19 protein-coding genes are annotated in these 25,438 nt (G+C 73.0%); 2 read left to right on the top strand and 17 right to left on the bottom strand.

What is annotated here, in order from left to right; translation table 11 throughout:
- Nucleotides 1-3: 3 nt before the first annotated feature.
- From ACZ6NC_RS21920 to ACZ6NC_RS21990, 15 genes are all read right to left on the bottom strand, one after another.
- On the bottom strand, nucleotides 4-960 hold the full coding sequence (locus tag ACZ6NC_RS21920; RefSeq protein WP_465735199.1) for a phosphate ABC transporter ATP-binding protein: 957 nt from the start codon (nucleotides 958-960) through the stop codon (nucleotides 4-6).
- A 23-nt stretch (nucleotides 961-983) separates the two neighbouring features.
- On the bottom strand, nucleotides 984-1,910 hold the full coding sequence (locus ACZ6NC_RS21925; RefSeq protein ID WP_465735201.1) for a sortase: 927 nt from the start codon (nucleotides 1,908-1,910) through the stop codon (nucleotides 984-986).
- Nucleotides 1,907-3,787: a substrate-binding domain-containing protein gene (locus ACZ6NC_RS21930; RefSeq protein ID WP_465735203.1), complete on the bottom strand. Its 1,881-nt coding sequence runs from the start codon at nucleotides 3,785-3,787 to the stop codon at nucleotides 1,907-1,909. The genes ACZ6NC_RS21925 and ACZ6NC_RS21930 overlap by 4 nt, the downstream gene beginning before the upstream one ends.
- Nucleotides 3,788-3,825: 38 nt before the next feature.
- On the bottom strand, nucleotides 3,826-5,064 hold the full coding sequence (gene pstA, locus ACZ6NC_RS21935; protein WP_465735205.1) for a phosphate ABC transporter permease PstA: 1,239 nt from the start codon (nucleotides 5,062-5,064) through the stop codon (nucleotides 3,826-3,828).
- Nucleotides 5,065-5,122: 58 nt separating this feature from the next.
- Nucleotides 5,123-6,037: a phosphate ABC transporter permease subunit PstC gene (gene pstC, locus ACZ6NC_RS21940; RefSeq protein WP_465735207.1), complete on the bottom strand. Its 915-nt coding sequence runs from the start codon at nucleotides 6,035-6,037 to the stop codon at nucleotides 5,123-5,125.
- 231 nt (nucleotides 6,038-6,268) lie between these two features.
- Entirely contained in the window at nucleotides 6,269-8,902 is a 2,634-nt protein-coding gene (locus ACZ6NC_RS21945) for a hypothetical protein (protein WP_465735209.1), read from the bottom strand.
- A 290-nt stretch (nucleotides 8,903-9,192) separates the two neighbouring features.
- Nucleotides 9,193-9,786 (bottom strand): hypothetical protein, encoded by a 594-nt coding sequence (locus ACZ6NC_RS21950; protein ID WP_465735211.1) that lies wholly within the window; start codon nucleotides 9,784-9,786, stop codon nucleotides 9,193-9,195.
- A gap of 159 nt (nucleotides 9,787-9,945) precedes the next feature.
- Nucleotides 9,946-10,977 carry a PstS family phosphate ABC transporter substrate-binding protein gene (locus ACZ6NC_RS21955; protein WP_465735213.1) on the bottom strand — a complete coding sequence of 344 codons (1,032 nt, stop codon included), beginning with the start codon at nucleotides 10,975-10,977 and terminating at the stop codon, nucleotides 9,946-9,948.
- Between the two features lie 362 nt (nucleotides 10,978-11,339).
- Complete coding sequence (locus tag ACZ6NC_RS21960) at nucleotides 11,340-11,750, bottom strand: hypothetical protein (protein WP_465735215.1); 411 nt, start codon at nucleotides 11,748-11,750, stop codon at nucleotides 11,340-11,342.
- A complete protein-coding gene (locus ACZ6NC_RS21965; protein ID WP_465735217.1) occupies nucleotides 11,737-12,072 on the bottom strand; it encodes a hypothetical protein in 336 nt (111 codons plus the stop codon). Before ACZ6NC_RS21965 ends, ACZ6NC_RS21960 begins: the two co-directional genes overlap by 14 nt.
- 322 nt (nucleotides 12,073-12,394) lie before the next feature.
- Nucleotides 12,395-14,215 (bottom strand): sensor histidine kinase, encoded by a 1,821-nt coding sequence (locus ACZ6NC_RS21970; RefSeq protein WP_465735219.1) that lies wholly within the window; start codon nucleotides 14,213-14,215, stop codon nucleotides 12,395-12,397.
- A gap of 49 nt (nucleotides 14,216-14,264) precedes the next feature.
- Nucleotides 14,265-17,780, bottom strand: a complete 3,516-nt coding sequence (gene cydD / locus ACZ6NC_RS21975; protein ID WP_465735221.1) for a thiol reductant ABC exporter subunit CydD — start codon at nucleotides 17,778-17,780, stop codon at nucleotides 14,265-14,267.
- 4 nt (nucleotides 17,781-17,784) lie between these two features.
- Nucleotides 17,785-18,810 carry a cytochrome d ubiquinol oxidase subunit II gene (gene cydB / locus ACZ6NC_RS21980; protein ID WP_465735223.1) on the bottom strand — a complete coding sequence of 342 codons (1,026 nt, stop codon included), beginning with the start codon at nucleotides 18,808-18,810 and terminating at the stop codon, nucleotides 17,785-17,787.
- 83 nt (nucleotides 18,811-18,893) lie between these two features.
- The gene (locus ACZ6NC_RS21985; protein WP_465735225.1) at nucleotides 18,894-20,438 is read right to left on the bottom strand and encodes a cytochrome ubiquinol oxidase subunit I; all 1,545 of its coding nucleotides are present in this window, start codon (nucleotides 20,436-20,438) and stop codon (nucleotides 18,894-18,896) included.
- Nucleotides 20,439-20,730: 292 nt separating this feature from the next.
- Entirely contained in the window at nucleotides 20,731-21,114 is a 384-nt protein-coding gene (locus ACZ6NC_RS21990) for a VOC family protein (RefSeq protein WP_465735227.1), read from the bottom strand.
- 156 nt (nucleotides 21,115-21,270) lie between these two features.
- Here ACZ6NC_RS21990 and ACZ6NC_RS21995 point away from each other — a divergent pair, with 156 nt between their 5' ends.
- Nucleotides 21,271-22,086, top strand: coding sequence for a nucleotidyltransferase domain-containing protein (locus ACZ6NC_RS21995; RefSeq protein WP_465735286.1), 816 nt, complete (start codon nucleotides 21,271-21,273; stop codon nucleotides 22,084-22,086).
- A gap of 8 nt (nucleotides 22,087-22,094) precedes the next feature.
- Here ACZ6NC_RS21995 and ACZ6NC_RS22000 read toward each other — a convergent pair whose 3' ends face one another.
- Together ACZ6NC_RS22000 and ACZ6NC_RS22005 are read right to left on the bottom strand one after the other, a co-directional pair.
- Nucleotides 22,095-23,471, bottom strand: a complete 1,377-nt coding sequence (locus ACZ6NC_RS22000) for an oxygenase MpaB family protein (protein WP_465735229.1) — start codon at nucleotides 23,469-23,471, stop codon at nucleotides 22,095-22,097.
- A gap of 106 nt (nucleotides 23,472-23,577) precedes the next feature.
- Nucleotides 23,578-24,456 carry an aldo/keto reductase gene (locus ACZ6NC_RS22005; RefSeq protein WP_465735231.1) on the bottom strand — a complete coding sequence of 293 codons (879 nt, stop codon included), beginning with the start codon at nucleotides 24,454-24,456 and terminating at the stop codon, nucleotides 23,578-23,580.
- Between the two features lie 57 nt (nucleotides 24,457-24,513).
- Here ACZ6NC_RS22005 and ACZ6NC_RS22010 point away from each other — a divergent pair, with 57 nt between their 5' ends.
- Nucleotides 24,514-25,167 (top strand): helix-turn-helix transcriptional regulator, encoded by a 654-nt coding sequence (locus ACZ6NC_RS22010; RefSeq protein WP_465735233.1) that lies wholly within the window; start codon nucleotides 24,514-24,516, stop codon nucleotides 25,165-25,167.
- Nucleotides 25,168-25,438 lie beyond the last annotated feature (271 nt).

Raw genomic sequence — 25,438 nt, forward strand, 5'->3', positions numbered from 1 at the left:
CGGTTACCCGAACCGGCCGTTGACGTAGTCGGAGGTCCGCTGGTCGCGCGGGCTGCCGAACACCTGTCCGGTCGGACCCGCCTCGACGATCCGGCCCGGGGTGTCGTGGGTGGCCAGGAAGAACGCGCAGGACTGCGAAACCCGCTGCGCCTGCTGCATGTTGTGGGTGACGATCACAATGGTGAGCCGCCCGCGCAGCTCGGCGATGGTCTCCTCGACCCGCCGGGTGGAGGTCGGGTCGAGCGCCGAACACGGCTCGTCCATCAGCAGGATGTCCGGCGAGACCGCCAACGACCGTGCGATGCACAGGCGTTGCTGCTGTCCGCCGGAGAGCGAGCCGCCCGGGGTGTGCAGCCGGGTGGCGACCTCGTCCCAGAGCCCGGCCCGGCGCAGGCTGCTCTCCACCAGGTGCTCGCGCTCCTCCTTGGACACCTTGATGCCGGCCAGCTTCAGCCCGCTGGAGACGTTGTCCTGGATGGACATCGCCGGGAACGGGTTGGGCCGCTGGAACACCATCCCGATCCGGCGCCGCACCTCGGCGGGCCGCCGCCCGGGCCGGTACACGTCATCGCCGTCGAGCAGCACCTCGCCGGCGAGCGCGGCGCCGCGCACCATCTCGTGCATCCGGTTGAGGATCCGCAGGTAGGTGGACTTGCCGCAGCCCGACGGGCCGATCAGCGCGGTCACCTCCCCGGCGGGCATGGCGAGCGAGACCCGCTCCAGCACCTTGTGCGAGCCGAACCAGGCGGAGACGTCCCTGGTCTCCAGCCCGGCCAGCGGCCCGCCTTCCGGGAGGGCGGGGCCCGCCGACGGGACGGGCGGCAGCGTCAGGGTGGTCTCGGCCGCCGTGCCCTGGTGGCCGGGCCGGCCATGCCGGTCGGACGGCGCCGCGTCGAAGTGCGGTGCGTCGAACTGCGGTGCGTCGAAGTGCGGTGCGTCGGTCATCGGTACATCCGTCATCGGTACGGTCCTCCGGGCGCGCTTCAGTAGAGGTTGGGCAGCAGGGCGGCGGCGTTCTCGTAGACCGCCCAGAGCAGCGCGCCGACGACCGGCGTGAGGCTCAGGTAGGCGGCCGAACGGTGCCAGGTCCGGGCCAGCACGGTGGCGGACACCACCGCGCCGAGCAGCCCGAGCGTCCACAGCTGCAGCGTGGCCAGCGCGCCCTTGTCGGCCGCCAGCGCCTTGTCGTAGGGGACGGTGGCGGGCCGCCCGCCCGGGTTGACCTCGGGATCGCCGTCCAGCCGGGCGCCGACCAGCACCGTGGAGCCGGGGATCCAGTCGGAGTCCCCGGTGACCAGCACCAGCCGGTTGCGGACCGGGTCGGTGATCGGGTGGTCGCCGTCCCCGTACACGTTGACGATGTAGGTGAACCTGCCCTGTCCGGTGGTCGCCTCGATCTTGTCGCCGACCCGGAGCTTGGACAGCTCGGCGAACGGCGCCCCGAAGCTGGCCCCACGACCGAACACGACCGCCACCCCCGCCTGCCCGGGCAGCGCGGTGTCCCGGCGGTGGCCGGGCCCGCGCATGAGGTCCCGGCCGGTGGTGCCCTCCACCACGACGGTCTGGTGCAGGCCGATCGCCGGGATGTCGAGCAGCGCCACCGGCGCCCCGTCGGCCGCGGCCCCGGTCGGGGCGACCGCCCGGGCCAGCTGGTCCCGGAAGGTCTTGTGGGCGGTGGACTGGAAGTGCTGCTCCTGGACGTGCGACAGCGTGAAGAGGTACCCGACGAAGCCCGTGATCAGCGCCGCCAGCAGGCTGACCGCCCAGGCCCCCTGGAGGAACCGCCGCCGCGCCGGCGTGGCCGTCCCGCCGCGGGCCGGTCCGGCGGCCGGGGCGGAGGCCCGCGCGGGGGCCGGCTCCGCCGACGGCTGCGCGGGGACCGCCGGCTTCTCCAGCGCGGGGGCCGTCATGACCGGCCCCTGGCGGAGTTGCGGCGCCGCAGCAGGCGGCGGCCGAGCAGCGGCGGAACGATCACCACGGCGAGCAGTTCGAGCGCGGTGAGGGTGGTCAGCATCCAGTCCTCGGGCCGCCCGTCGACGGCGACCACGTTGGCCGCGACCTCCCCGCCGCTGCCGCCCCGGCCGCGCGCGACCACCTGGCCGGTCTGCGGGTCGACGACGTCCTCGGCCGTCGGGTCGCCGCCCTCGCCGCCCGTCCCGGCGGCCGGGTCGCCGCCGGCGCCGGGCCGGCCGGCCGCCTCACCGGTGCCGCCGGCGGCGCTGCCCGACCCGCTCGCCCCACCCGAGCCGCCGGTGCTGCCGGTGCCGCCGGAACCACCGGTGCCTCCCGAGCCTCCCGCACCGGTGCCGGTCGAGCCGGGCGTCTTGCCGGTGCCGGTCCTGCCGGTGCCGCCCGTACCGCCGGTGGCCGCGGCCCCACCGGCGGCGGAGCCCCCGGCGGACCCCGAGCCCGCACCGCCCTTCACCGCCTTGCCGCCCTCCACCGTGCAGTCCAGCGGCGCGCCCTTGGCGTCGCACGGGCTGGGCTGCGGGGCGTCCTTGAGGACGGTCAGCTCACCGGCCCCGTTGAAGGTCGGGTTGGCGCAGTTGGCGAGGGAGTTGGGGTCGACGGGGCTGGCGTTGCCGGGAATGTGCTGGGTCTGGAGCAGGCCGCCGCGCACCAGGTTGCGCGGGATCGGCGAGTAGCCGAGGCCGTCCGCCTCGCCCTGGCCCTCGCAGAGCACGTAACCGAGGAAACGGCTGAGCGCACTGCCCTTGTCGTTGGTGAACCGCGGCGGCGGCGGGAGCGCCGCGCCGGCCCGCGGCACGATCACGTAGCTGTAGCTGGAGAGCGGGTACGAGCGCGGGTCGTTCATCGTGTAGACGCCGTCGAGGTTCTGCTGCAGGTAGTCCGGGTCGTCGGCCGCCGTGCTGTCGTCCACGCCGCGGATCTTGGCGGCGGTGAGGGCGACGGCCACGTTGGACGCGGTCGGCAGCGTGTAGTAGCCGGCCGGGTTGAGCACCTTCACCACCGGCCAGTTGCTGCGCTTCGCGAAGGCGTACTCGTCGTAGCCGATGGTGCCGAGGCCGGACGGCGCCTTGATGTAGCCGGCGACCACGTCGGAGCCGTTCTGGGCGGTCATCCGGCCGGACGGCGGGAAGAACTCGGTGTACTCGCCGCAGGAGACGCCGTTGACGCTCTTGCAGTAGTCGTCCCACTGGGCCTGGTGGGTGTGGCTCATCCAGCGGGTGAACTGGGCGGTGGCACCGGAGCCGTCGGAGCGGACCACCGGGGTGATCGGCAGGGCCGGGAGTGGCTTGCCGTAGTCGGCGGTGATCTTCGGGTCGTTCCAGTTGGTGATCTTGCCGGTGAAGACGTCGACGATCGTCTGCGGGGAGAGCCGCAGATCGCGCACCTGCTTGCCGGCGACGACCAGGTTGTACATGAAGGTCGTCCCGCCCGCGGTGATCGGCACGTAGGAGAACCCGTACCGGGGGTTCTCGGGCTTGCCGCCGCCACCGGCCTGCCCGGCCTGGCCCAGCCCCGTGTCGGTCCTGGAGCGGAACGGCACGTCGGAGGCGGTGAAGTCGTCCTGGCCGATGCTCCACTGGTTGCGGCCGGCGGCCGAACCGATCGGGTTGAAGTTGATCTGGATGCCCTGCGGGGCGACGTCCTGGCGCCACTGGTCGATCGCCGGTCCGGCCCAGCTGGAGCCGTCGGCGTTGAGCGCGGTGGCCGCGTACGCCGGTGTGCTCAGCCCCGGCAGCAGGGAGGCCGCGGCGAGCATCAGGGACAGCAGCACGGCGAGCGTGCGTGCCACGGGGCGGCTTGCGGCCTCCCACGACATGGGAACTCCTCTGGTACGGAGGGCGGTTGGGCGGGACATCAGTGCTCCCCGGTCGGGACGGCGGGCCGCCTGGCCAGGCCGGCGGCGGTCCGGGCGGCCTGCTCGGCCCGGCGCGCGCCGCGCTCGATCCGCCGCTTCTGCCCGCGCGTCAGCCGGCCGGGGCGCCGGCCGCCGAGGACCCGCGCGGTGACGAAGAGGACCAGCACGATGAGCATCAGGGTCAGGGCCGCGGCGAAGGCGCGCGCGATCATCTCGGGGTAGGGCTGTTTGACGTAGTTCCAGATGTACAGCGGCAGCGAGACCTGGTGCTCGCTGAACGGGTTGCTGTTGAACTGCGAGGTGAACCCCGAGGTCAGCAGCACGGGGGAGGTCTCCCCGACGCCGCGGGCCATGCCGAGCACCACCGCCGCCACCAGGCCCGGCCGGGCCGTGGGCAGCACCACGTTCCACACCGTGCGCCACTGGCTGCCGCCGAGCGCGTAGGAGGCCTCCCGCAGCGTGCCCGGCACCAGCCGGATGACCACCTCGGCGGCCCGGGTGACGATCGGCATCATCATCACGGTGAGGGCGAGGGAGGCCGCGAAGCCGCTCTTCTCGAAACCGAAGGTGATGATCACGACGCCGAGGATGAAGAGCCCGGCGACGATCGACGGCAGCGCCGTCATCGCCTCGACCAGCGTGCGCACCGGCCGGGCCAGCCGGCCGCCGACCTCGGACATGAAGACGGCCGCCGCGATGCCCAGCGGCACGGCGAACAGCGTGGCCAGGCCGAGCTGTTCGAGCGTGCCGACCACGGCGTTGAGCGCGCCGCCCGAGGTGATCGGGGAGAGCGCGGCGGTGTGGTCCATCGACTCGGTGAAGAAGTTGAGGTGCTTGGCCGCCTCCTGACCGCGCACCAGCACATAGCCGATCTGGTCGGCGATCAGACCGACCACCAGCACGCCGGAGCTCCAGGCGACCACGGAGACCAGGCGCTCGCGGACCATCAGCGGGCCCCACTGGAGCCGGCCGATGGCGAAATAGCCGGCGAGGAAGAGGACGTACCAGCAGAGCAGGAAGCCGAGCGCGCCGCTGAACGGCAGGATCCGCTCGTAGAGCATCCAGTCCAGGGCCAGCGAACCGGCCAGCGAACCGGCCACGGTCAGCACGTCCTCGGTGGTGACGCCGCCGAGCCTCACCCGCTTCTCGGGGCGGGGCGGTCCGGCGTCCGCGGGAGCCCCCGCGGGGGTGGCGGCCGGGGCGGCGGGCGAGGCCGGCGACAGATCGACGGTGGTCATCGGGGCGTCCCTTCACGGCGGGGCGGCAGCGGGCGGCGAGCGGTGGAGTCGGCCATGGTCAGTCCGCCGTCGACGCGCCGGAGCGGGACCGGTTGATCACGAAGCCGGCCGCCAGGTTGACCAGCAGGGTGAGTGCGAAGAGCACCAGCCCGGCCGCCATCAGCGCGGAGAGCGAGAGTTCGTCCGACTCGCCGAACCGCAGCGCGATCAGCGCCGAGATCGAGTTGGCGCCGTTCTCCAGCACATGGGTGATCGCCTTGAAGTTGGGCGAGATGATCAGCGCGACGGCGATGGTCTCGCCCATCGCCCGCCCGAAGCCGAGCATCACCGCGCCGATCACACCGCCGCGGCCGAAGGGCAGGACGACCGTGCGGACCATCCCCCACCGGGTGGAGCCCAGCGCGAAGGCGCCCTCCCGCTCGCCCTGCGGGGCCTGGGAGAAGACCTCGCGGCTGAGCGAGGCGACGATCGGGATGATCATCAGCGAGACGACCACGCCGGCGATGAAGGTGGAGGACGTGTACGAGGTCCCGATGTCGCCGGTGCGCACCTTGAGGAACGGGATCGTGTCCCCGAGGTGGTTGGCCAGCCAGCGGACGAAGCCGATGATCCGCGGCTGGAGGAAGAACAGCCCCCAGAGGCCGTAGATAATGCTGGGGATCGCCGCCATCAGGTCGACCAGGGAGACCAGCGTGGCGCGCAGCCAGGACGGCGCGTACTCGGAGATGAAGACGGCCGTGGTGAGCGCCACCGGCACCGCGATGACCAGCGCGATCACCGCGATCAGCAGACCGTTCGGGAGCACCGCGGCGATGCCGAAGTTGTGCGCCTGGGTCTGCCACTTCTGCTCGGTGAGGAAGGACCAGCCCACCTCGTTCAGCGCGTTCGTACCGCGCAGGATCAGGAAGAACGCGATCAGCCCCATGATCGCGAAGACCGAGAGCCCGGCCGCCCGCAGCACCCCGCGGAACACCCGGTCTCCGGGGGTGGCAGGGGCGGTGATGACACGGGGGACATCGTGATCTGGTGGACGTGGAGCCCCGGCGTACGGTGCCGCGGGCTCGGCGGCGGCTGTCATGGTCTGCTCTCCGGCGCGCTCGGTACGGAAGTACTCGGTACAGGGAGGCCCCGGGCGGTGGCGCCCGGGGAGGGCCCGGCGGGGCCTGGACGGCGGCCCCGCCGGGTCGTCACTGCCGCTGCGGGATCAGGGCCGGCGGCGCACCCGCGCCCAGGTCCGGCCCAGGGCGGCCACCGCCCGCTCGCCGGCGGGGGTACCGCCGAGGAAGAGCGCCGCGGGGCCGCCGACCAGCAGCACGAGGCCCGCGATCACCGCGATCGGCAGCAGCAGCCGCGCCATGCCGGCCCGGTCGGCCGCCGGGGTGCCGGCCGCCACCGGGGCGGCGGCGAGCGGGCCGGCGGAGGCGCTCGGCGAGGCGGTGGGCTTCGCGGCGGCGGGTGCCGGGGCACCGCCTGCCGCCCCGGCGCCGGCGGTACCGGCCGCCGTGCCGCCGGTGCTGCCCGTGCCGCTCTCGGCGCCCAGGCCGCCGGTGCCGCTGCCGGTGCTGGTGCCGGTGCCGGTGCCGGTGCCACCGGAGGACGACGTACCACCGTCGGAGCCGCCGGACGTCGAGCCGTCCGCCACCGGGGCGGTGCCGCCGGCGCCCGCCGTCCCGCTCTCCGTACCCGTGCCGCCGGAGCCGCCGCTCGTCCCGCCGCTCGTCCCGCCGTCACCACCGGCCGGAGGGGCCGGCGGAGCCACCTGGTTGCCGGGCCACTTCCCGTCCTGGCTCTCGACGTGCTTCGCCGCGTCGAGGGTCTGCTGCCGCTGGTTGCCGGTCAGGCTGAGGAAGCCCGGCGCCAGCCTGCCCGGCTCCACGCCGTAGACCTGGCCGCTGCCTGCGACGGTGGTGAGGAACCGCGTGATCGCGGCCGCCTTCTCCGCCGCCACCCCGCCGGTGGGCACCATCGCGTACTGGACGGTGGTCAGCGGGTAGGCCTGGGTGTCCCGGGAGAACGCCGTGTCGGCCACCCCGTACGGGAGCTGCTGGGTGCCGGTGGCGGCGGTGGCCGGCATGTCGGCCACCGCCGACTGGAGCCCGTTGGTGGTCGGCGAGACGAAACCGCCGGCCGGGTTCCGCAGGGCGGCCTCGGGGAGCGAGAACGCCTTGGCCTGGCCGCTGTCCATGATGGCGAACAGCTTGCGGTCGCCGGGGGCCATCGGATCGCACTTCGGGTGGCTGCCGCTGCCGTCGGGCTGCCAGAGCTGGCAGGTGGAGCGGTTCTCCTGGAGCGTCCGGAGGACCTGGGTGAGGCCGCCGAGCACCGGGTTCCACTCGTACTGCCGCATCTTCTTGGCGGCCTCGCTGATGTCCGTCGGGCCGGTGAAGTCCTGCGGCTGGATGGCGTCCACCGGGTAACCGGAGAACGCACCCCGCTGGTAGAAGGTGTTCACCCGCATGCCCCACGGGTCGTCCTCGCCGTCCAGGAACCGGACGGCCTCCGGGTCGGAGGCGATCCAGGAGGTCAGCTGGTGGACCAGGTCGGTGGTGCCACCGACGACGGTCGGCTCGAACTCCGCGGGCGCGCACGATGCCGGCCACTGCATCCCGCTCGACGCCGGGAACTGGTTCAGCTGCTTGAACTCCGGGTCCTGGAAGATGCAGCTGGGGTTGCCCTTCACCGACGCGACCACTCGCCCCGGCGGCGCGTACGACTGGGTGAGGAGCTTGGCCATCAGCCGCGGCGTCAGCTTCATGTCCCGGAGCTGACGGCCGGTCACCGGATCGTCGACGAGGAAGACGACCGAGATCCCGCTGGTCGCCAGCGGCGCGTAGACGTACGGCCTGGCGGGGGTCGCGGTGTCGGGGCGCGCCGTCAGCGCGACGTCCACTCCGGACCTGCCCAGGAACGCCGCCCGGGCCTGCGGCTCGCCGCCGGAGGAGGAGTACTGGAAGGAGAGCGGCGAGTCGGCGAGGCAGAGACCCGCACGCCACTGCTGGACCGCCCGGTTGGCCATCTCCAGGCCGGCGGACGAGAAGCCGGACGCCGCCATCGCACAGTCGCCGGGCGTCGGTGCGAACGACAGCGGGACCACGACCCGGTTCTCCCAGGCGCACTGCTCACCGGTCACGAACTGGTTGTGCGGGTTCTCGAAGCCCACCAACCCGAAGTCGGTGGCGGTGTTGAAGAAGCCGTCCTGGTCGGCGGCGTGGTCGGTGCAGTCCACCGCCCCGTTCCGGACGTTCCCGACGTCGAGCGTGTCACCGCCGTAGTTCGCCTCGATCACCATCGAGCACTTGTGGGTGGCATCGCAGCCGAGCGACGGGCTCTGCTGCGCGGTCCACACCTCGATGCGCGCCTCGCCGGACCCGTCCACTCCGGTGACGCCCATCGCCATGTTGCTCGGGAAGTCGGGTGCCGTGGTGCCCTGCGGCCGCTTCTTCTGCTGGAACCCGGCCGCGGTGTCACCGTTGTAGAGCGAACTGCCGTAGCAGTCGGTGATCTTCGGCTCGGCACCGCGGCACTGGTAGATCCGCACCGGGAAGAACGTGTTCTTGTCCCTGGGCAGCACCACGTTGGCGGGCTCCCCCATGTTGTTCATGGTCGGGGTGAAGCCGCTCCATGAGACCTGGAGGACCTGGTTGCCGAGGCTCTCGGTCTGCGAGACGGTGACGCTGCCCTCGGGCCCGTACGTCCAGGTGTTGGGGTCCCACACCTTCGGGCCCTGCACGGTGACGGAGGAGGACTGCGCCGCCTGCGCCTGCGGCAACGCGCCGAGGCCGACGGGGGCCACGCCGAGCGCCACCACCACCAACCAGACGAGTGCGATCGCCGGCAACCTCCGGCGCCACCTCCCGCCTCTCGCATCGGGCAGTAGTCGGAGTCTCATGGCGGGCACCTCCGTGCGAACGCGCACCGCCGTGACGCGGCGCGAGAGTGGATCAGGCGGCGAGCGGGCCGGCGGTTCCGGTTCGCATCCATTCGGCCAGCCGTACATGGCCGGATCCGGTCGTACCGATGTACGAGACCACAACGCAGCTACTCTGTACAGGAGTTGGGAACTCCGTAAAAGAACGGCGGGCCCGCGTACTCGCACGGACCCGCCTACTGCCGCGCCACCGCCGGGTGTCAGCCGCCGGCGGTGAAGGTCAGCGAGAAGTTGCCCACCGACTGGCCGCCCTTGAAGAAGGCGGTGTTCAGCTTGGTGTCCACGAACTGCGCGCCCTCGGCGTCCACCCTGAGGTCGGCCGCGGTCACCGTCTGGGTGGCGCCGGACCGGGTGATGTCGGTGGTGCCGGCCGGGTCGAGCAGCGCCACCGGGGCGGTGCCGCCCACCGGGACGCCGGTGATCTGCCAGGTGTCCGCGCTGAACGCGAGCTGCTTGAAGACCGCGCTCTTGCCGTTGTAGAGGTTGACGAAGAGCAGGCTGCCGCCCAGCTGGACGTTGCCGTAGTAGCCCTGGAGGTTGACGTCACCGCCGGTCACCGGGAAGGACGTGGAGAAGCCCGAGGCGCTGTCGTAGGACGGGGTGGCAGTCGGCAGGGGGATGACCACCACGCCGTTCAGGGCCGAGTCCTTCAGGAACGCGGTGTTCTCGTGCACCACCGCGCTGCCGGTCGGAGCCGCCGGGGCGGTGTCGGCCGCGGCCGCACCGCTCATCCCGGTCACGGCGAGGACGGCGGCGGCACCGGTGGCGGCGAGGCGGGCGCGGGTACGGGTCATGCTGAACTCCTTGGGAGAGGTGGGAGGTCGTGCGCGGTGGTCCGGGCGGCCGGAGCCGGCCGCCCCGACGGCCGGTGCGGGCGGGGCGGGCGGGTGTGGCCGGCGGCCACGGGCCGAAGCCCGTGGCCGCCGGGTGGTGCGGGTGTGATCGGCGGGTGATCAGCTGTGGGTGGTGCTGCCGCAGGCCGTCGCCGGGAGGGGCAGGAAGCCGTAGCTCTTGATGTCGTTGGTGCCGTTGGTGCAGATCCAGCCCGAGGGGCCGAAGATCGCGCGCAGCGCGGTGCCGTGGGCGTCGGTGGCGGTCCACTCGGCGTCGCGGACCACGTTGTAGACCACGCGGCCGAAGGCCGAGGCGGCGAACGGGGCGTTGATGGTGTTGGTGGTGGGGTTGACCGGCACCAGGGTGCCGACGTTGCGCAGGGTCAGGCTGCCCGGGTTGGAGGTCGGGGTGCCGTGGCCGCCGACGGTCTGGCTCAGGTAGGCCGCGACCGAGTACGGGAAGACGGTGTCGTCACCGGCGAGGCGGGAGTCGACGCCCTCGTTCTCCTCCGGGCCGTCCTGGACACAGCTGCCCACGGTCGGGTTGCCGATCGCGGTCAGGAAGAAGGAACGGGTGCCGGAGTTGGCCTGCGGCAGCCACGGCTTGATGGTGGCGTTCGGCAGCGAGGCGTTGATCTGGGTCCAGTTGGTGATGGAGCAGTCGTAGATGCCCTTGAGCTGGGCGGCGGTCAGGCTCGCCGGGGCGTGGCCGGTGCCCTTGGCGGACCAGGTGACCGCGTCCTTGGCGAACGCGACGAAGATGTCGGAGGCCGGGTCGGTCGCCTTCGGGGCACGCGAGGAGCGGGCCACGTCGACCTTGGAGCCGGCCGTGTTCAGCTCGGTGATGCCGGCGCCGGAGCCGTTTGGACGGGTGATGGCGGAGGCGCCGGACTTCGGGGTGATGGTGGCGGAGCCGGTCGCGTCCCAGCTGTAGTACCGCGGCGAGGTGGTGTCGCCGATGCTGGTCAGGTACGCGTTGTAGTCGGTCGAGAACTGGGTCGACACGGCCTGGGTCGTGTCGGAGCCGACGCTCACGATGTCCTGGGCGGCCGGGGTGACGGCCGGGTCGGCGACGGCGGTGCCGGCGGCGACGGTGGCGACCGAGGTGGCGATGGCGGCAACGGCGAGCAGCTTGGCAGCGGTCTTGCGCATGTTCCTGTTCCTCCGGTGGGAGAGACGTACATCGCTGTACCCGGGCCCTGGTCGGGGTTCCGGGGCCGGTGACCGCGTCCGCGGCGGCCGCTCCGGCAGGGCTGATCCTGTCGGGCCCGCCGGTTGTGCCGGAAGGGTCGTCGGCGGCGGCCTGCGAATGTCGACTCATCGGTTCAGAGAGGTTTAGCGACTGGTCAGCATGGTCGTGGCAGGGCGGAAAGCCGCAGGTTGGAGGCCGGTGACGTTCTTCTCCAGGTGGCGGCCCGGGGGGTTGCCGGAAACCTGTGCTTCACCGGGGAGGGGGGTTCGGGGTGGGCGGGGCACCAGCGACGGCGGGCGGGGCACCAGCGACGGCGGGCCGGTCACCAGGGCCGGCGGCCGTCGCGGCCGGTGCGGCGCAGCTCCTGGCCGACCCACTGGAGCCCGGCCAGGAAGCCGCCCACGCCGGCCTGGCACTGGTCGCGCCGGAGGTAGCCGCGGGCGCTGCGGGCGACCGGGCCGCCTTCGGCGGCGGCTCCCGGGCGGGTACTGCGGACCGGCAGGTGCGCGGTCCAGACCCAGAGCCGGGCCTCGGACTGCCCGACGGTGCACCGCAGGGCGGCCCGTTCGATGATCAACTCACGGACGTCCTCGGCGAGTTCGTCCTCGTCGCGGTAGGTCCGGACGCCGGTTCCGAGCTGCCGGCCGTTCGCCGCGCGCAGCGACCAGCCGATGCACCGGTCGGGGGCGGGGACGATCAGCAGTCGCGGGCCGCGGCGCTCAGCGGGCGGCATCGGGGGCTCTCAGCGCATCGGGGGCTCTCGGCACATCAGCGGATCTCAACGGGCCGCCGCGCTCGGGGAGTTCAAGGGCGGGATGCTTGGCCAGCAACACCACGAATCTGCGGAAGGCGTTCTGGCAGGTCGCGTACCGCTCGTACGCACGACTGGAGCGCACCTCGGGGAGGCTGCGCGATCCGGGGACGACCCAGATCCAGCCGATGCCGTCCCGGACATGGGTGATCCGGGCGACCAGGCCGTCGGCGCCGGCGCGTAAGCCGTCGAAGCCGCGCTCGGCCTCGCCGGCCGTCCGGTACGCGGCGGGTGTGATCGCCACGATCCGGCCGTTGGGCGCCTTGAGTTGCCAGCGGTACCGGCCGTCCGGCGCCCGTTCGGCCCGGAAACCCCCTCGACTTGCCCCTGCTGCGGTGTGACCGCGGCCCGACGCGTCCACTACTCCCCCAGTCCGGTACCTCTCCGAGACGGGAGTAAAGCTATGTGTGCACACGAGCCCGCCGGAAGGGCGGGAAATGCACAACTTGCTCCGTTGGCCGCGAAGTTCTCCCTCGTTAAACTTTCACCGACTGCACACCAACCGCCCCCCTGGCCATCGCCTCCCTTACCGGCTGTTCGAAGACGAGACGTACTGAAGGCGGGCCTCAAAGGCGGGCCGTCCAGCGCACCTTCGTCCCCTTCCCGTACGGCCCCGGCTCGTGCCAGGCGTCCCCGCCGAGCACCTCGGCCCGCCGGCTGAGGTTGCGCAGACCGCTGCGCCGGCCGCCGGGCGGGATGCCGACGCCGTCGTCGGTGACGGTGAGCAGCACCCCGGGGCGCCCGGCGCGGTCCAGCGACTCCGGGTCGCCGCTCACCGGGTGGCCCTCGTCGTCCAGGTGCACGGTCGCGTCGACCTCCACGCCGACCCGGGAGGCCCGGGCGTGCCGGGCCGTGTTGGAGAGCATCTCCCGTAGTGCGGCCAGCAGTTGACGGCTGGTCTTCTCGCCGACCAGGCTCTCCACCGGGCCCGTGAAGGTCACCGAGGGCTTGAAGCCGAGCGCCGCCGCGGCCTGACTGCCCTCCCGCAGCACCCTGGTCCGCAGGGTGTCCGGCGCGTCGCCGTGGTTGTCGTGCTGGAGCGCGTAGATGGTGGTGCGGACCTCCTGGATGGTGGCGTCCAGCTCGTCCACCGCCTTGCCGATACCGACCTGCACCTCGGGCACGACGGAGCGCCGGGCGGCGCTCTCCAGCATCATCCCGGTCGCGAACAGCCGCTGGATCACCAGGTCGTGGAGGTCGCGGGCGATCCGGTCGCGGTCCTGGAAGACGGCGAGCCGCTGCTGGTCCCGCTGGCCCTCGGCGAGCCGCAGGGCGAGCGCGGCCTGCGAGGCGAAGGTCTCGGCGAGCTGCTTCTCCGCGTCGGTGAACGGCAGCGCGCCGCGCGGACGCCAGACGCAGAGACCGCCCAGAACCCGGCCGGCGGCGACCATCGGCACCGCCATCGACGGGCCGAAGCTGCGCGCCAGCCGGATCGTCACGGTCGGGTCGCTGGACATGTCGTCCAGGTAGACGCTCTCGCCCCGCAGGAGCCTGGCGGCGAAGCTGTCCTGCGGCAGCAGCTCGCCGCGGACGAACTCGGCCGCCTCGCCGGAGGCGTGGGCGACCCGCATCTGCCCGTCCTCGTCGCCGTCCGCGGTCGGCAGCAGGATCATGCCGAGTGCGGCATCGGCCAGCTCCCGGACCTGCTCGGCCGCGACGGTCAGCGCGACCTCCGCCTCGTCGGTGGAGAGCAGGGCGGTGGTGACGGCGGACGCGCCGGCGATCCAGCGCTCGCGGCGCCGGCCCTCCTCGTAGAGCCGGGAGTTCTCGATCGCGACGCCGGCCGCCGCGGCGAGCGCGTGCACCACCTGCTCGTCCTCGGGGGTGAAGGCGCCGCCGCCCTTCTTCTCGGTGAGGTAGAGGTTGCCGAACACCTCGTCGCGGATCCGGATCGGCTCGCCGAGGAAGGTCCGCATCTCGGGGTGGTGCAGCGGGAACCCGGAGGAGCGCGGGTCGGCGCCGAGGTCGGAGAGGCGCAGCGGCTCGGGCCGGTCGATCAGCGCGCCGAGGATGCCGCGGCCGGCCGGGAGTTCGCCGATCGCGGCGGCGGTCGCGTCGTCGATCCCGACGTGGATGAAGTCCGCCAGGCCGTGCCCGCCGGGCGCGATCACCCCGAGCGCGGCGTACCGGGCGTCGACCAGTTCGGCGGCGCCGGTGGCGATCCGGTGCAGCGTGGCGTGCAGGTCGAGCCCGGCGCCGACCGAGACCACGGCCTCCAGCAGCCGCTGCATCCGGTCGGTGACGGCGGCCGCCGACTGGAGGCGCTCCGCCACCTCGGTGACCAGCGTGTCCAGCCCGAGCGAGGAGATCTCGGGCACCCGGTGGGGCGTCGGGTCCGGTGCCGGGTGGGGTGCGGCGGCGGCGGGCAGGTCTGGCGTGGGGTCCATGGGGACGAGCGTAGTTTGTACGGTTTTCTGCCGAAGGGCGGCGCGACCGTCAGCGCCCGGCCGGGCTCTCCTCCAGCAGCCCGTCCGCCTCGCGCTCGCGCTCCCGCATCGCCCGCAACCGGCCGCCGGGCTCGGCCAGCAGCGCCGACCAGGTGCCGCGCTCGGCCACCCGGCCCCCGTCCAGCACGAGCACCTCGTCGACGGTGGTGTCGTCCAGGCCGGCCAGCCGGTGGGTGATCAGCACGGTGGTCCGGCCGGCCGTGGCGGCCAGCAGGTCGGCGGTGAGCGCGTCGGCGGTGGGCAGGTCGAGGTGCTCGGCGGGCTCGTCCAGGACGAGCACCGGGAAGTCGGCCAGCAGCGCGCGGGCGAGCGCGAGCCGCTGGCGCTGGCCGCCGGAGAGCCGGGCGCCGTGCTCGCCGACCATCGTGTCCAGCCCGGCCGGCAGGGTGTCGGTCCAGTCGAGCAGCCGGGCGGCGGCGAGCGCCGCGCGCAGCTCGTCCTCGGTGGCGGCGGGCCGGGCGAGGCGCAGGTTCTCCCGGAGCGAGCTGTCGAAGACGTGGGCGTCCTGGGCGCAGAGCCCGATCACCCGGCGGACGTCGTCCCCGGCCAGCTCCCGGCTGTCCACAGCCTGTGGACAGCCGGCGGCGAGGGTGACGCTGCCCGCCGTCTGGTCCAGGAACCGCAGCAGCGCCTGGGCCAGCGTGGTCTTGCCGGAGCCGGACGGGCCGACCACGGCGATCCGGCGGCCGGGGGCGAGGTCGAGGTCGACGCCGGCCAGCGCGTCCACCGCCTGGCCGGGGCGCCGGACGGTCAGGCCGCGCACCGCGATCGGCAGCGGCCGCCCCGGCAGCGCCGCCGGGGCGGCTGGTTCGGCGACCACGGCGGGCGCGTCCAGCACCTCGGCCAGCCGCGCCGCGGCCGCCTTGCTGCGCCGGCGGGCCTGCACGGCGAGCGGCATCCCGGTGACGGCCTCGAAGGCGGCCAGCGGCGTCAGCACCACCACCGCCAGGCAGACCGGCGCCAGCACGCCGGCCTGCACGCCCTGGATGCCGACGGCCGCGGCGCCTGCCACGGTCAGGCCGGTGAGCAGCGCGATCAGCCCGGTGCCGAGGGCGGCGGTGGCGGCCGAGCGGGCGGCCAGCCCGGTCAGCGCGGCGTCGGCGGAGCGGACGGCGGCCAGCCGGCCGGGGAGCGCCCCGGCGACGGTCAGCTCGGCCGTGCCGGTGAAGGCGTCGACCACGGCGGTGGCCAGCCGGCCGCGGGCCGGGGCCTGCCGCTGCTCGGCGCCGGCCGACCAGCGGGCGGCCAGTGCGGGCACCACCGCCCCGGCCAGCAGCAGCCCGAGGCCGAGCACCAGCCCGGCGGCGGGCAGGAAGGCGGCCATCGCGACGACGGCGGCCAGCGACACCACGGCGGCGACGGCGGCCGGCAGCCGCCAGCGCAGGTAGTGGTCCTGGATGGCGTCGACGTCGGAGACCAGCCGGGAGAGCAGGTCGCCGCGCCGGAAGGCGGGCAGCCCGGCCGGGGCGAGCACGGTCAGCCGGCGGTGGACGGCGGCCCGGAGCGTGCCGAGGGTGCGCAGCACCGCGTCGTGCGAGACCAGCCGCTCGGCGTAGCGGAAGACGCTGCGGCCGATGCCGAAGGCGCGGACGGAGGTGACGGCCATCATCAGGTAGAGGACGGGAGGCATCTGGGAGGCGCGGGAGATGAGGTAGCCGGAGGTGGCCATCAGCGCGACGGCGCAGCCGAGGGCGAGCGCGCCGAGCAGCACGGACAGCGCCAGCCGGGGCTTCACCGGCTCGGCGAAGGTCCCGTCGGCGCCGTTCTCCGCGCCGTCCTCCGCGGCCGGCACCGGCCGGCCGCTGTGCGCGAGCACCGGCGGGCGCCCGGCCTCCGGCAGCGTGGGCCCGGCCAGCCGGACCCGCCGGTCGGCGGCCGCCAGCAGCGCCGGACGGTGGGCGACCAGCAGCACGGTGCGCGCCGGGTCGGCGGCCAGCGCCCGGACGGCGTCCACCACGGCCGCCTCGGACTCGCCGTCCAGGTGGGCGGTCGGCTCGTCCAGCAGCACCAGCGGACGGTCGTCGGCGAGCAGCACCCGGGCGAGCGCCAGCCTCTGCCGCTGGCCGGCCGACAGCCCGGCGCCGTCCTCCCCCAGCACGGTGGCGAGCCCCTGCGGCAGCCGCTGCACGAAGTCGAGCGCGTGCGCGGCCCGCAGCGCCGTCCGCAGCTCGTCCTCGGCGGCGTCCGGCCGGTAGACCCGCAGGTTGTCGGCGACGGTGCCGGCGAACAGGTGCGGGTGCTGCGGCACCCAGGCGATCTGCCGGCGCCAGCCCGCCGGCTCCAGCTCGGCCAGGTCGTACGCGCGCCCGTCGGCGGCGGTGACGGTGACGGTGCCGGCGTCCGGCGCGGTGAGGCCGAGCAGGACGGCGAGCAGGGTGGACTTGCCGGCCCCGCTCGGGCCGGTGAGCGCGGTGGTCTCTCCCGGGCGCAGCGTCAGCGCGGCGCCGTCCAGCGCGGGCGCCGTCCGGCCGGGGTGCCGCACGGTGAGGCCGGCGGCCTCGACGACGGCGCCGCCGAGGGCGGGCGCGGTGACGGTGCCGGCCTTCGGCAGCGGGGTCTCCAGCACCTGGAAGAGCTCGTCGGCCGCGGTCAGCCCCTCGACGCTGGAGTGGTAGAGCGCGCCGACCTGGCGGATCGGGAAGTAGACCTCGGGCGCCAGGATCAGGATCAGCAGCCCGGTCTCCAGGTCGAGCGTGCCGTCCACCAGCCGGAAGCCGATGGAGACCGCGACCAGCGCCACCGAGAGGGTGGAGAGCAGCTCCAGCGCGAAGGAGGAGATGAAGGCGATCCGAAGGGTGCGCAGGGTGGCCCGGCGGTAGTCGGCGGTGATCCGGGCGATGCCGGCGGCCTGGGCGCGGGCACGGTTGAACACCTTGAGGGTGGGCAGCCCGGCGACCACGTCCAGGAAGTGGTGCGAGAGCCGGGAGAGGGTGGCCCACTGGCGGTCCATCCGGGCCTGGGTGGCCAGGCCGATCAGCACCATGAAGAGCGGGATCAGCGGCAGCGTTCCGGCGATGATCGCGGCCGAGGCGAGGTCGGCGCCGACGATCCGCAGCAGCACGATCACCGGGACGACCACGGCGAGCGCCAGCTGGGGCAGGTAGCGGGCGAAGTAGTCGTCGAGCGCGTCGATGCCGCGGGTGGCGAGGGTGGTGAGTTCGCCGGTGCGCCGGCCCGCCAGGTAGGCCGGGCCGAGCGCGGTGGCGTGGTCGAGCAGCCGGCGCCGCAGGGTGGACTTCACCCGGGCGACGGACCGGTGCGCGGTGAGTTCGGTGAGCCAGCCGACCAGCCCCCGCCCGACCGCGGTGAGCGCCAGCAGCAGCAGCGGGGTGGTGAGCTCGCCGAGCGTGGCCCGCTGCTGGAAGGCGCGGACCACGATCTCGGCGATCAGGCTCGCCTGGGCGACGACCAGGGCCGCGCCCGCCCCGCCGAGGATCACCGATCCGGCGAGGAAGGCACGGGTGGTGCGGGCGTGGCCGAGCAGGCGGGGGTCGACCGGCTTCATGGCGTCAGGCCTGGTCGAGCGCGGCGGCCGGGTCGTGCCCGGGGATGTGCTGGACACCGATCCGCTTGCGGAACACCCAGTACGTCCAGCCCTGGTAGAGCAGCACGAGCGGGGTGAAGACCGCGGCCACGATGGTCATCAGCTTCAGCGTGTACGCCGAGGAGGCCGCATTGTCAACGGTCAGGCTCCAGCCGGTGTTCAGGGTGGAGGGCATCACGTCCGGGAAGAGCGACAGGAAGAGCATCGCCACCGCGGCCACGACGGTCGCCCCGGAGAGGACGAACGCCCAGCCTTCGCGGCCCAGCTGGTTGGCGGTCAGCGCGCCGGCCAGCGCGACGACCGCGATCACCAGCGCCGCCAGGCTCCACCCGTTGCCGCTGTCGGCCTGGGTCCAGAGCAGGAAGGCCAGCGCCAGGACCGCCGTCACCAGGCCGAGCCACAGCGCCACCGCCCGCGCCCGTTCCCGGATCCCGCCGACCGTCTTGAGCGCGGCGAACAGCGCGCCGTGGAAGGTGAACAGGCTCAGCGTCACCAGGCCGCCGAGGATCGCGTACGGATTGAGCAGGTCCCAGAAGGTGCCGACGTAGTTCTTCTGCGCGTCGATGTCGACGCCGCGGACGATGTTGGCGAAGGCCACGCCCCAGAGGAAGGCGGGGAGCAGCGAGGTCCAGAAGATGGCCTCCTCCCAGTTCCGCTGCCAGCGCGCCTCCGGTCGCTTGGCCCGGTACTCGAAGGCCACGCCGCGGACGATGAGGCAGACCAGGATCAGCAGCAGCGGGATGTAGAAGCCGCTGAACAGCGTCGCGTACCAGTCCGGGAAGGCCGCGAAGGTGGCGCCGCCGGCGGTCAGCAGCCAGACCTCGTTGCCGTCCCAGACCGGGCCGATGGTGTTGATCAGGACGCGCCGCTCGGCGGTGTTGCGGGCCAGCGGCTTGGTCAGGATGCCGATGCCGAAGTCGAAGCCCTCAAGGAAGAAGTAGCCGATCCAGAGGACGGCGATCAGGACGAACCAGACGTCGTGGAGTTCCATGGTCAATCGGTCCTATCGATCCTCAGTAGTCCTCAGTGGTCCTCAGTGGGTCCTCAGCGGCCCGCAGCGGTTCTCGGCGGTTCTCAGTAGGCGAAGGCGAGCGGCTTGTCGGCGTCGTCGCCCGCGGAAGGACCGCGCAGCGACGGGTCCTCGGCGGGCGGCTGCTCGGAGGTGACCGGGCCGGCCTTGGCGTACTTGACGAGCAGCCGGACCTCGATGACGGCGAGGATCGCGTACAGCGCGGTGAAGGTGGTCAGCGCGCCGATCTGCATGCCGATGCCGACGTTCGGCGAGACGGCGCTCGCGGTGGTCATCAGGCCGAAGACGGCCCACGGCTGGCGGCCCATCTCGGTGAAGATCCAGCCGAAGCTGTTGGCGATCAGCGGGAACCCCATGGTGAGGATGCCGATCCGCCAGCTCCACTTGGTGAGGAAGGGGCCCAGCTCCCGCTTGGGGGTGAGCATCAGCCTGGGCACCTCGGTGTCACCGGTGCGGAACTCCGGCGCGAGGAAGCGCCGCTTCCTGGTGGTCCAGAGCCCGATCAGGCCCGCCACGAAGGAGGTCATCCCGAAGCCGATCATGAGGCGGAAGCCCCAGTAGGTGACGAAGATGCTCGGGATGTAGTCCTTCGGGTTGCCGCCGTACCTGGCGGCCTCCGCGTTGGCGGTGTCGTTGATGCCGGGGACGGACGAGCTGAAGTCGCTGTTGGCGAGGAAGGAGAGTATCCCGGGGATCTCCAGCTCCACCGAGTTGTGGCCCTTGCCGACGTCGCCGACCGCGAAGACCGAGAACGGAGCAGGCGCCCGGGTGTCCCAGAGGGCCTCGGCGGCGGCCATCTTCATCGGCTGCTGGCGGAACATCACCTTGGCGAGCGAGTCGCCGCTGAGCGCGGTGCCGAGGCCGAAGACGACGGCGAGGACGAGGCCGAGGCGGAGCGAGGTCCGCATCACGGCGATCTTCTTGGCGTCGGCGGTGTCCGGCTTGCGCTTGGCCTTCCAGAGGTGGAAGGAGGCGATGCCGACCATGAAGGCCGCGCCGGTGAGGAAGGCCGCGGTCAGGGTGTGCAGCACGACGGTGACGGTGGTGTCCTGGAACAGCACCCGCGCGATGTCGGTCAGCTGCGCCTTGCCGGTGGCCGGGTCGATCGTGTAGCCGGCCGGGTGCTGCATCCAGGAGTTGGCGGCCAGGATGAAGTAGGCGGAGAGCACGGTGCCGAGCGAGACCATCCACATGCAGGCGCAGTGCAGCTTCCTCGGCAGCTTGTCCCAGCCGAAGATCCAGAGCCCGATGAAGGTCGACTCGAAGAAGAAGGCGATCAGCGCCTCCATCGCGAGCGGGGCGCCGAAGACGTCACCGACGAAGCGGGAGTAGTCCGACCAGTTCATGCCGAACTGGAACTCCTGGACGATGCCGGTGACCACACCCATCGCGATGTTGATCAGGAAGAGCTTCCCCCAGAACTTGGTGGCGTGGAAGTACTTCTCCTTGTCCGTCCGCACCCAGGCGGTCTCCAGCCCGGCCACGATGGCGGCCAGGCTGATGGTGAGCGGGACGAAGAGAAAGTGGTAGACCGTGGTGATGCCGAATTGCCATCGCGCGATGGTCTCGTGAGCGATTGCCAGTTCCACGTCGCCCTCTCTCCAGCCTTGCCCCATAAGGGCATATTCCGGACAAACTTCATCTATATCCGTAGACCGCTGCGTAACCACGCAAGCTTGTCCGCTTGTGAACGTGAACACGTTCACAAGGGAAGTATCCATCATGCTTACGAGTGGTTTGCAGGCGGGGTGGGATTGACCGGCGGTGCCGTGCGCACAGTCTGCGGAGCCGCCCAGGGGCGCCACAACGAGCGGCCGGGCGAGTGCCGCGGCGATCTTGGACGATCCGGCGCTTGACAGGCGCCGGACCGTCCTCTTGGTACTAGTGGCTGCCGTACGGTCGGGTGATGATCTCCAGACCGTGACCGGCCGGGTCGAGGAAGTACAGGCCCCGACCGCCGTGGTGGTGGTTGATCTCGCCGGGCAGCTTCAGCTGCGGGTCGGCGTAGTAGGCGATGCCGTCCGCCTCGATCCGGGCGAAGGCCTCGTCGAACTCCTCGTCCGAGACGAGGAACGCGTAGTGCTGCAGGACGATCGACTCCGCCGGCACCGTCGCGAAATCGAGGGTGACGCCGTTGTCCGTGGCCACGGGGACGAACGGTCCCCACTCCGCCCCGACCTCAAGGCCGAGGATTCCCGCCAGGAACTCGGCGGACTCCCGGTTGTCCCGGGCGTGGACGATCGTGTGATTGAACTGGACTGCCATGCTTCGAATGCCTCCGTAAGGCACTCACGGGCTACCTCCATGCCTCACCCGGACGGTGACCGACACGCGATGCCGTACCACCGATCCTAGAACCGACCCCGGGCTCCCCCGCAAGGGGCATTTCCGGCCCGTGCCAGACTCCTTCCCATGCGGACGATGCAGACGATCATCGAGTCGATGGCCGGGCAACTGGCCGAGGTCCCGGGCGTGGTGGGCGTGGCACTCGGCGGCAGCCGGGCCCGCGGGGAACACCGGCCGGAATCGGACTGGGACCTCGGCGTCTACTACCGCGGTGCGCCCGACCTCGCGGCGCTGCGGGAGCTCGCCGGCCCCGGCGTCGAGGTGGCCGGGACCGGCGAGTGGGGCCCGTGGGTCAACGGCGGGGCCTGGCTGGAGGTCGACGGGACGGCGGTGGACTGGATCCTGCGCGACCTCGACCGGGTCGGACAGGTCTGGACGCACTGCCGCGCCGGCCGCTACGAGGTCGGCGTCCAGGCCGGGCACCCGCTCGGCTTCTGGTCGCCGTGCTACCCGGGCGAGCTGGCGGTCGGGCGCATCCTGGCCGACCCGAACGGCGAACTGGCGGCGCTCCAGGCCGAGTTGGCCGAGTACCCGGAACCACTGCGGGCCGCGCTGACCGCGAGCACCTGGGAGGCGGAGTTCCTGCTCGCCGGAGCGGCCAAGGGCGCGGCCCGGGCGGACACGCTGTACGTCGCGCTCTGCCTCTCGCGCGCCGTCGGCATCCTCGTCCAGGCCCTGCACGCGGACGCGCGCCGCTGGTGCCTCAACGAGAAGGGGGCCTTCGACGTCGCCGCGGGCCTGCCCGCCGCCCCGGCCGGCTTCGGGCCGCGCGCCCGCCGCCTGCTCGCCGGCCCGGGCGGCACCCGGGAGGAGCTGACGGCCACCGTCGCCGCCGCCCGCACCCTGGTCGCCGACACCGTCGCCGCCCTCCGGGCCTCCGCGGAGCAGTAGGGCTAACCCTATGGCCGCCCCAGGAGTTGGGTACCGGCGGTGGAGGGGCTGCGGGCGGTGAAGTAGTCGGTGAAGCCGCGGAGGAACTCGGCCTCGGTGATGGTGCCGTCCCCGTCCGTGTCCAACTGGCGGAAGCCGTGCGAGAGGTCGGCGGGGTGGACCCGCGGGCCGCCGAACACGGCGCGGTACTCGTCGGCGTCGAGGGTGCCGTCGCCGTCGGTGTCGGCGGCGGTGAAGACGGCGCGCAGCGCGGGCAGCAGGCCGTGTTCGAGGTAGTCGGGGTCGCGGTCGCAGCCGGCCAGGGTGGCGGCGACGAACTCGGTCCGGCTGATCCGCCCGTCGCCGTCGGCGTCCATGGTCGCGCGGAGCTGCTCCCACCAGCGGTCGAAGGCCACGCGGACACGGCCCTCGGCCTCCTCCGTGAGCTCCAGCTGCCAGCAGACGTTGTGCGCCATGGCCTGGAGGTCGGGTGCGGTGAGGTAGCCGTCGCCGGTCTGGTCGAGGACCTGGTCGAAGAAGCGGTCCAGCCGGGGCGGCCGGGTGTCCCGCCGGGGCGGCCGGCGCCGCTGGGCCGGCACCGGCGGCCGTTGGAAGCGGTAGCGGCGCCGGTCGGGCAGCCGGGTCATCAGCGCCCGCCCGCCGTGGTGCAGCAGCCGGGAGAGGAGGGCCGCGCGGCGGGTGCGGACGAGGCCGAAGCGCTCGCGGTAGACGGCGGGGAGGTCGGCGACGGTGAGGGTGGTGACGACCCGGGCGGCAACCGCCCGCAGCAGCCGCCAGCCGACCGGCCCGAGCCAGTGCAGCCGCCGCGGGCAGGGCGCCTCGTGCAGCATCTCGTACAGCAGGTGGCGGGCCTGGTCGGTGAACTCCAACTCCTCGCGCACCATCGTGCGGAAGTAGCCGGGCAGTTCGGCCGCCGTGCGCGGCAGGGCGCCCTCCGGCAGCCCGAACGCCGCGACGGTCGCCGTGAACTCCGCGTACACCGCTTCGAGTTCGTCCGCCGTGTACGGGTCTGCGCCCAACTCCCGCATGGTGACGACGGATTCGAAGAGGGTGAGCAGCACCCAGGCCCGGGTGGCCGGGTCCCCGGCGTCGTACGGCCGGCCGCCGGGCGCGGTGCCGCGGATGCGCCGGTGGGCCCGGTCGAGGCGCCCGACCTCGCGGTGGAGCGCCTCCTCGTCCGCCTGGAAGAGCCGCTGGCCGCTGCCCATGGTGTGTTCGACCCGCCGCCACGGGTGGCCGCGATAGGTGGAGTGCTCGGTCATCCCGGCCGAGACCACCGGGTGGGAGGCCTGGAGGACCAGCAGCCGCCAGGCGACGAGCGCGATCCGCCATTCGCTGAGATCGCGACGGAAGGAAGCGCTCGGCCTGGACGACGACAGTGGCATGGAAAGGCCCCTCGTAATTCCGCGAATTCCCCGTCGGCGGCGGCCTTCCCGCTGGTTCGACGGCGAAACTCCCACAGAATTAGACGGATTTACCTACCGACTACGGCTACTGGCCCTGGGCGAGTGCCCTCAGCTCCGCGAGGTCCTCCGACCCCAGGCGCAGCGAGGCGGCAGCCACGTTCTCCTCCAGGTGGGCCGGCGAGGAGGTGCCCGGGATGGCCAGGACCGTCGGGGAGACGGAGAGCAGCCAGGCCAGCATCACCTGGGCCGGGGTGGCGCCGTGCCGCTCGGCAACCCGCCGCAGCGCCGGGTGCTCGGGCACGCCGGTGCCACCCAGCGGGAAGAAGGGCACGAAGGCGATGCCCTTGGCCTCGCACGCCGCCAGCACCCCGTCACCGTGCTCGGTGTCCAGGACGCTGAACTTGTTCTGCACCGCCACGACCGGCGCGATCGCCTCCGCCTCGGCGAGCTGGGCCTCGTTGACGTTGCTGACGCCGAGGTGCCGGATCAGCCCCTCCTCGCGCAGCTCGGCCAGGGCGGCGAAGGGCTCGGTGATCGACGACTGGCTGGGCATCCGCCGCAGGTAGACCAGGTCGAGCCGGTCCACGCCCAGCTCGCGGAGGTTACGGTGGACGGCCTCGCGCACCTCGGCCGGGCCGGCCGGGTGCATCCAGGTGCCGTCGGGGTACCGGCCCGGGCCGACCTTGGTGGCGATCACCAGGTTCTCGGGGTACGGGTGCAGGGCCTCACGGATCAGGTTGTTGGCGAAGAGGTCCTTGTAGAAGTAGAACCAGGCGGTGTCGATGTGGTCGACACCGAGCTCGACCGCCCGGCGCAGCACGGCGCGGCTCTGCTCGGGGTCGCAGGCCGGGCCCTGCCAGTCCCGCATCGGCAGCTTCATCGCGCCGAAGCCCATCCTGGTCACCGGCAGGTCGCCGCCGAGGAGCAGGGAGCCGGATGCGGTGAGATGAGGTGAGGTCGTCATGGCATCAAGCCTCCGGTCCGCTCGCCAACCGGCCGTCCGATCTGGCAGCTTGCTGCCATGAGTACTGATCGGATCATCACGCTGCGCGGCGAGCAGGAGCTCGTCCGGCAGGCCGGCCACCTCTTCGTCGGCTCCCGCGAGGAGTTCCTGGTCGCGGCCGCCGACCTGATGACCTGGTCCACCGGCGTCAACGCCGCCTTCCGCGAGGGCAAGCGGCCGCACGTCGTCCCAGGTCTCACCATGCGCAAGCTGTACACCCGGCGGGCGCTGGCCGACCCGGAGTCGGAGCGGCGGCTGCTGCGGATCGCCGCCTCGGGCATCGAGGTCCGGATCTGCGACGGGCCGCTGGCCCGCGAGGCGATCATCATCGACCGGCGCACCGCGATCCTGGCCGGCGCCCCGGTGCGCGGCGTCCGGACGTACACCGTGGTGAGCTCGCCGGAGGTCGTCGACGGCGTGCGCTCGCTGTTCCGTGCCACCTGGGAGACCGCCACCGACCTCGCCGACTGCGCCCGCCCGCCGCACCTCACCGAGCAGGCCCGGCACATCCTCCGCACCCTCGCCGCCGGCCATACCGACGAGACCGGCGCCCGGCTGCTCGGCCTCTCCCTGCGCACCTACCGCCGTCGCGTCGCCGAGGTCATGACCGCCCTCGGCGCCACCTCCCGCTTCCAGCTGGGCCTGCTGGCCCAGGGCGTGCGGGAGGAGTGAGTCAGTCCCGCCGCCCGCCGGTGACCCCGGGACCGATCGCGAACCCCTTCGCCGGCCCCTCCGGGATCACGGCCTCCTCGCCGGTCCGCAGTTCACCCGATCAGGTGGTTTACCGCTGCCACAGCTCCGCATGAAACGCCGCGGGGGGGGGGGGGGGCCCCCCCCCCCCCCCCCGGGGGGGGGGTGGTGGGGGCCCCCCCATCGGGGGGGGAAGAGCGGGGGAGAAGGGGTGGCGGACCTTTTTGTGGGGGAAAGGAGAACAACCGCGCCC

This window comes from Kitasatospora sp. NPDC041988, from assembly GCF_055588525.1.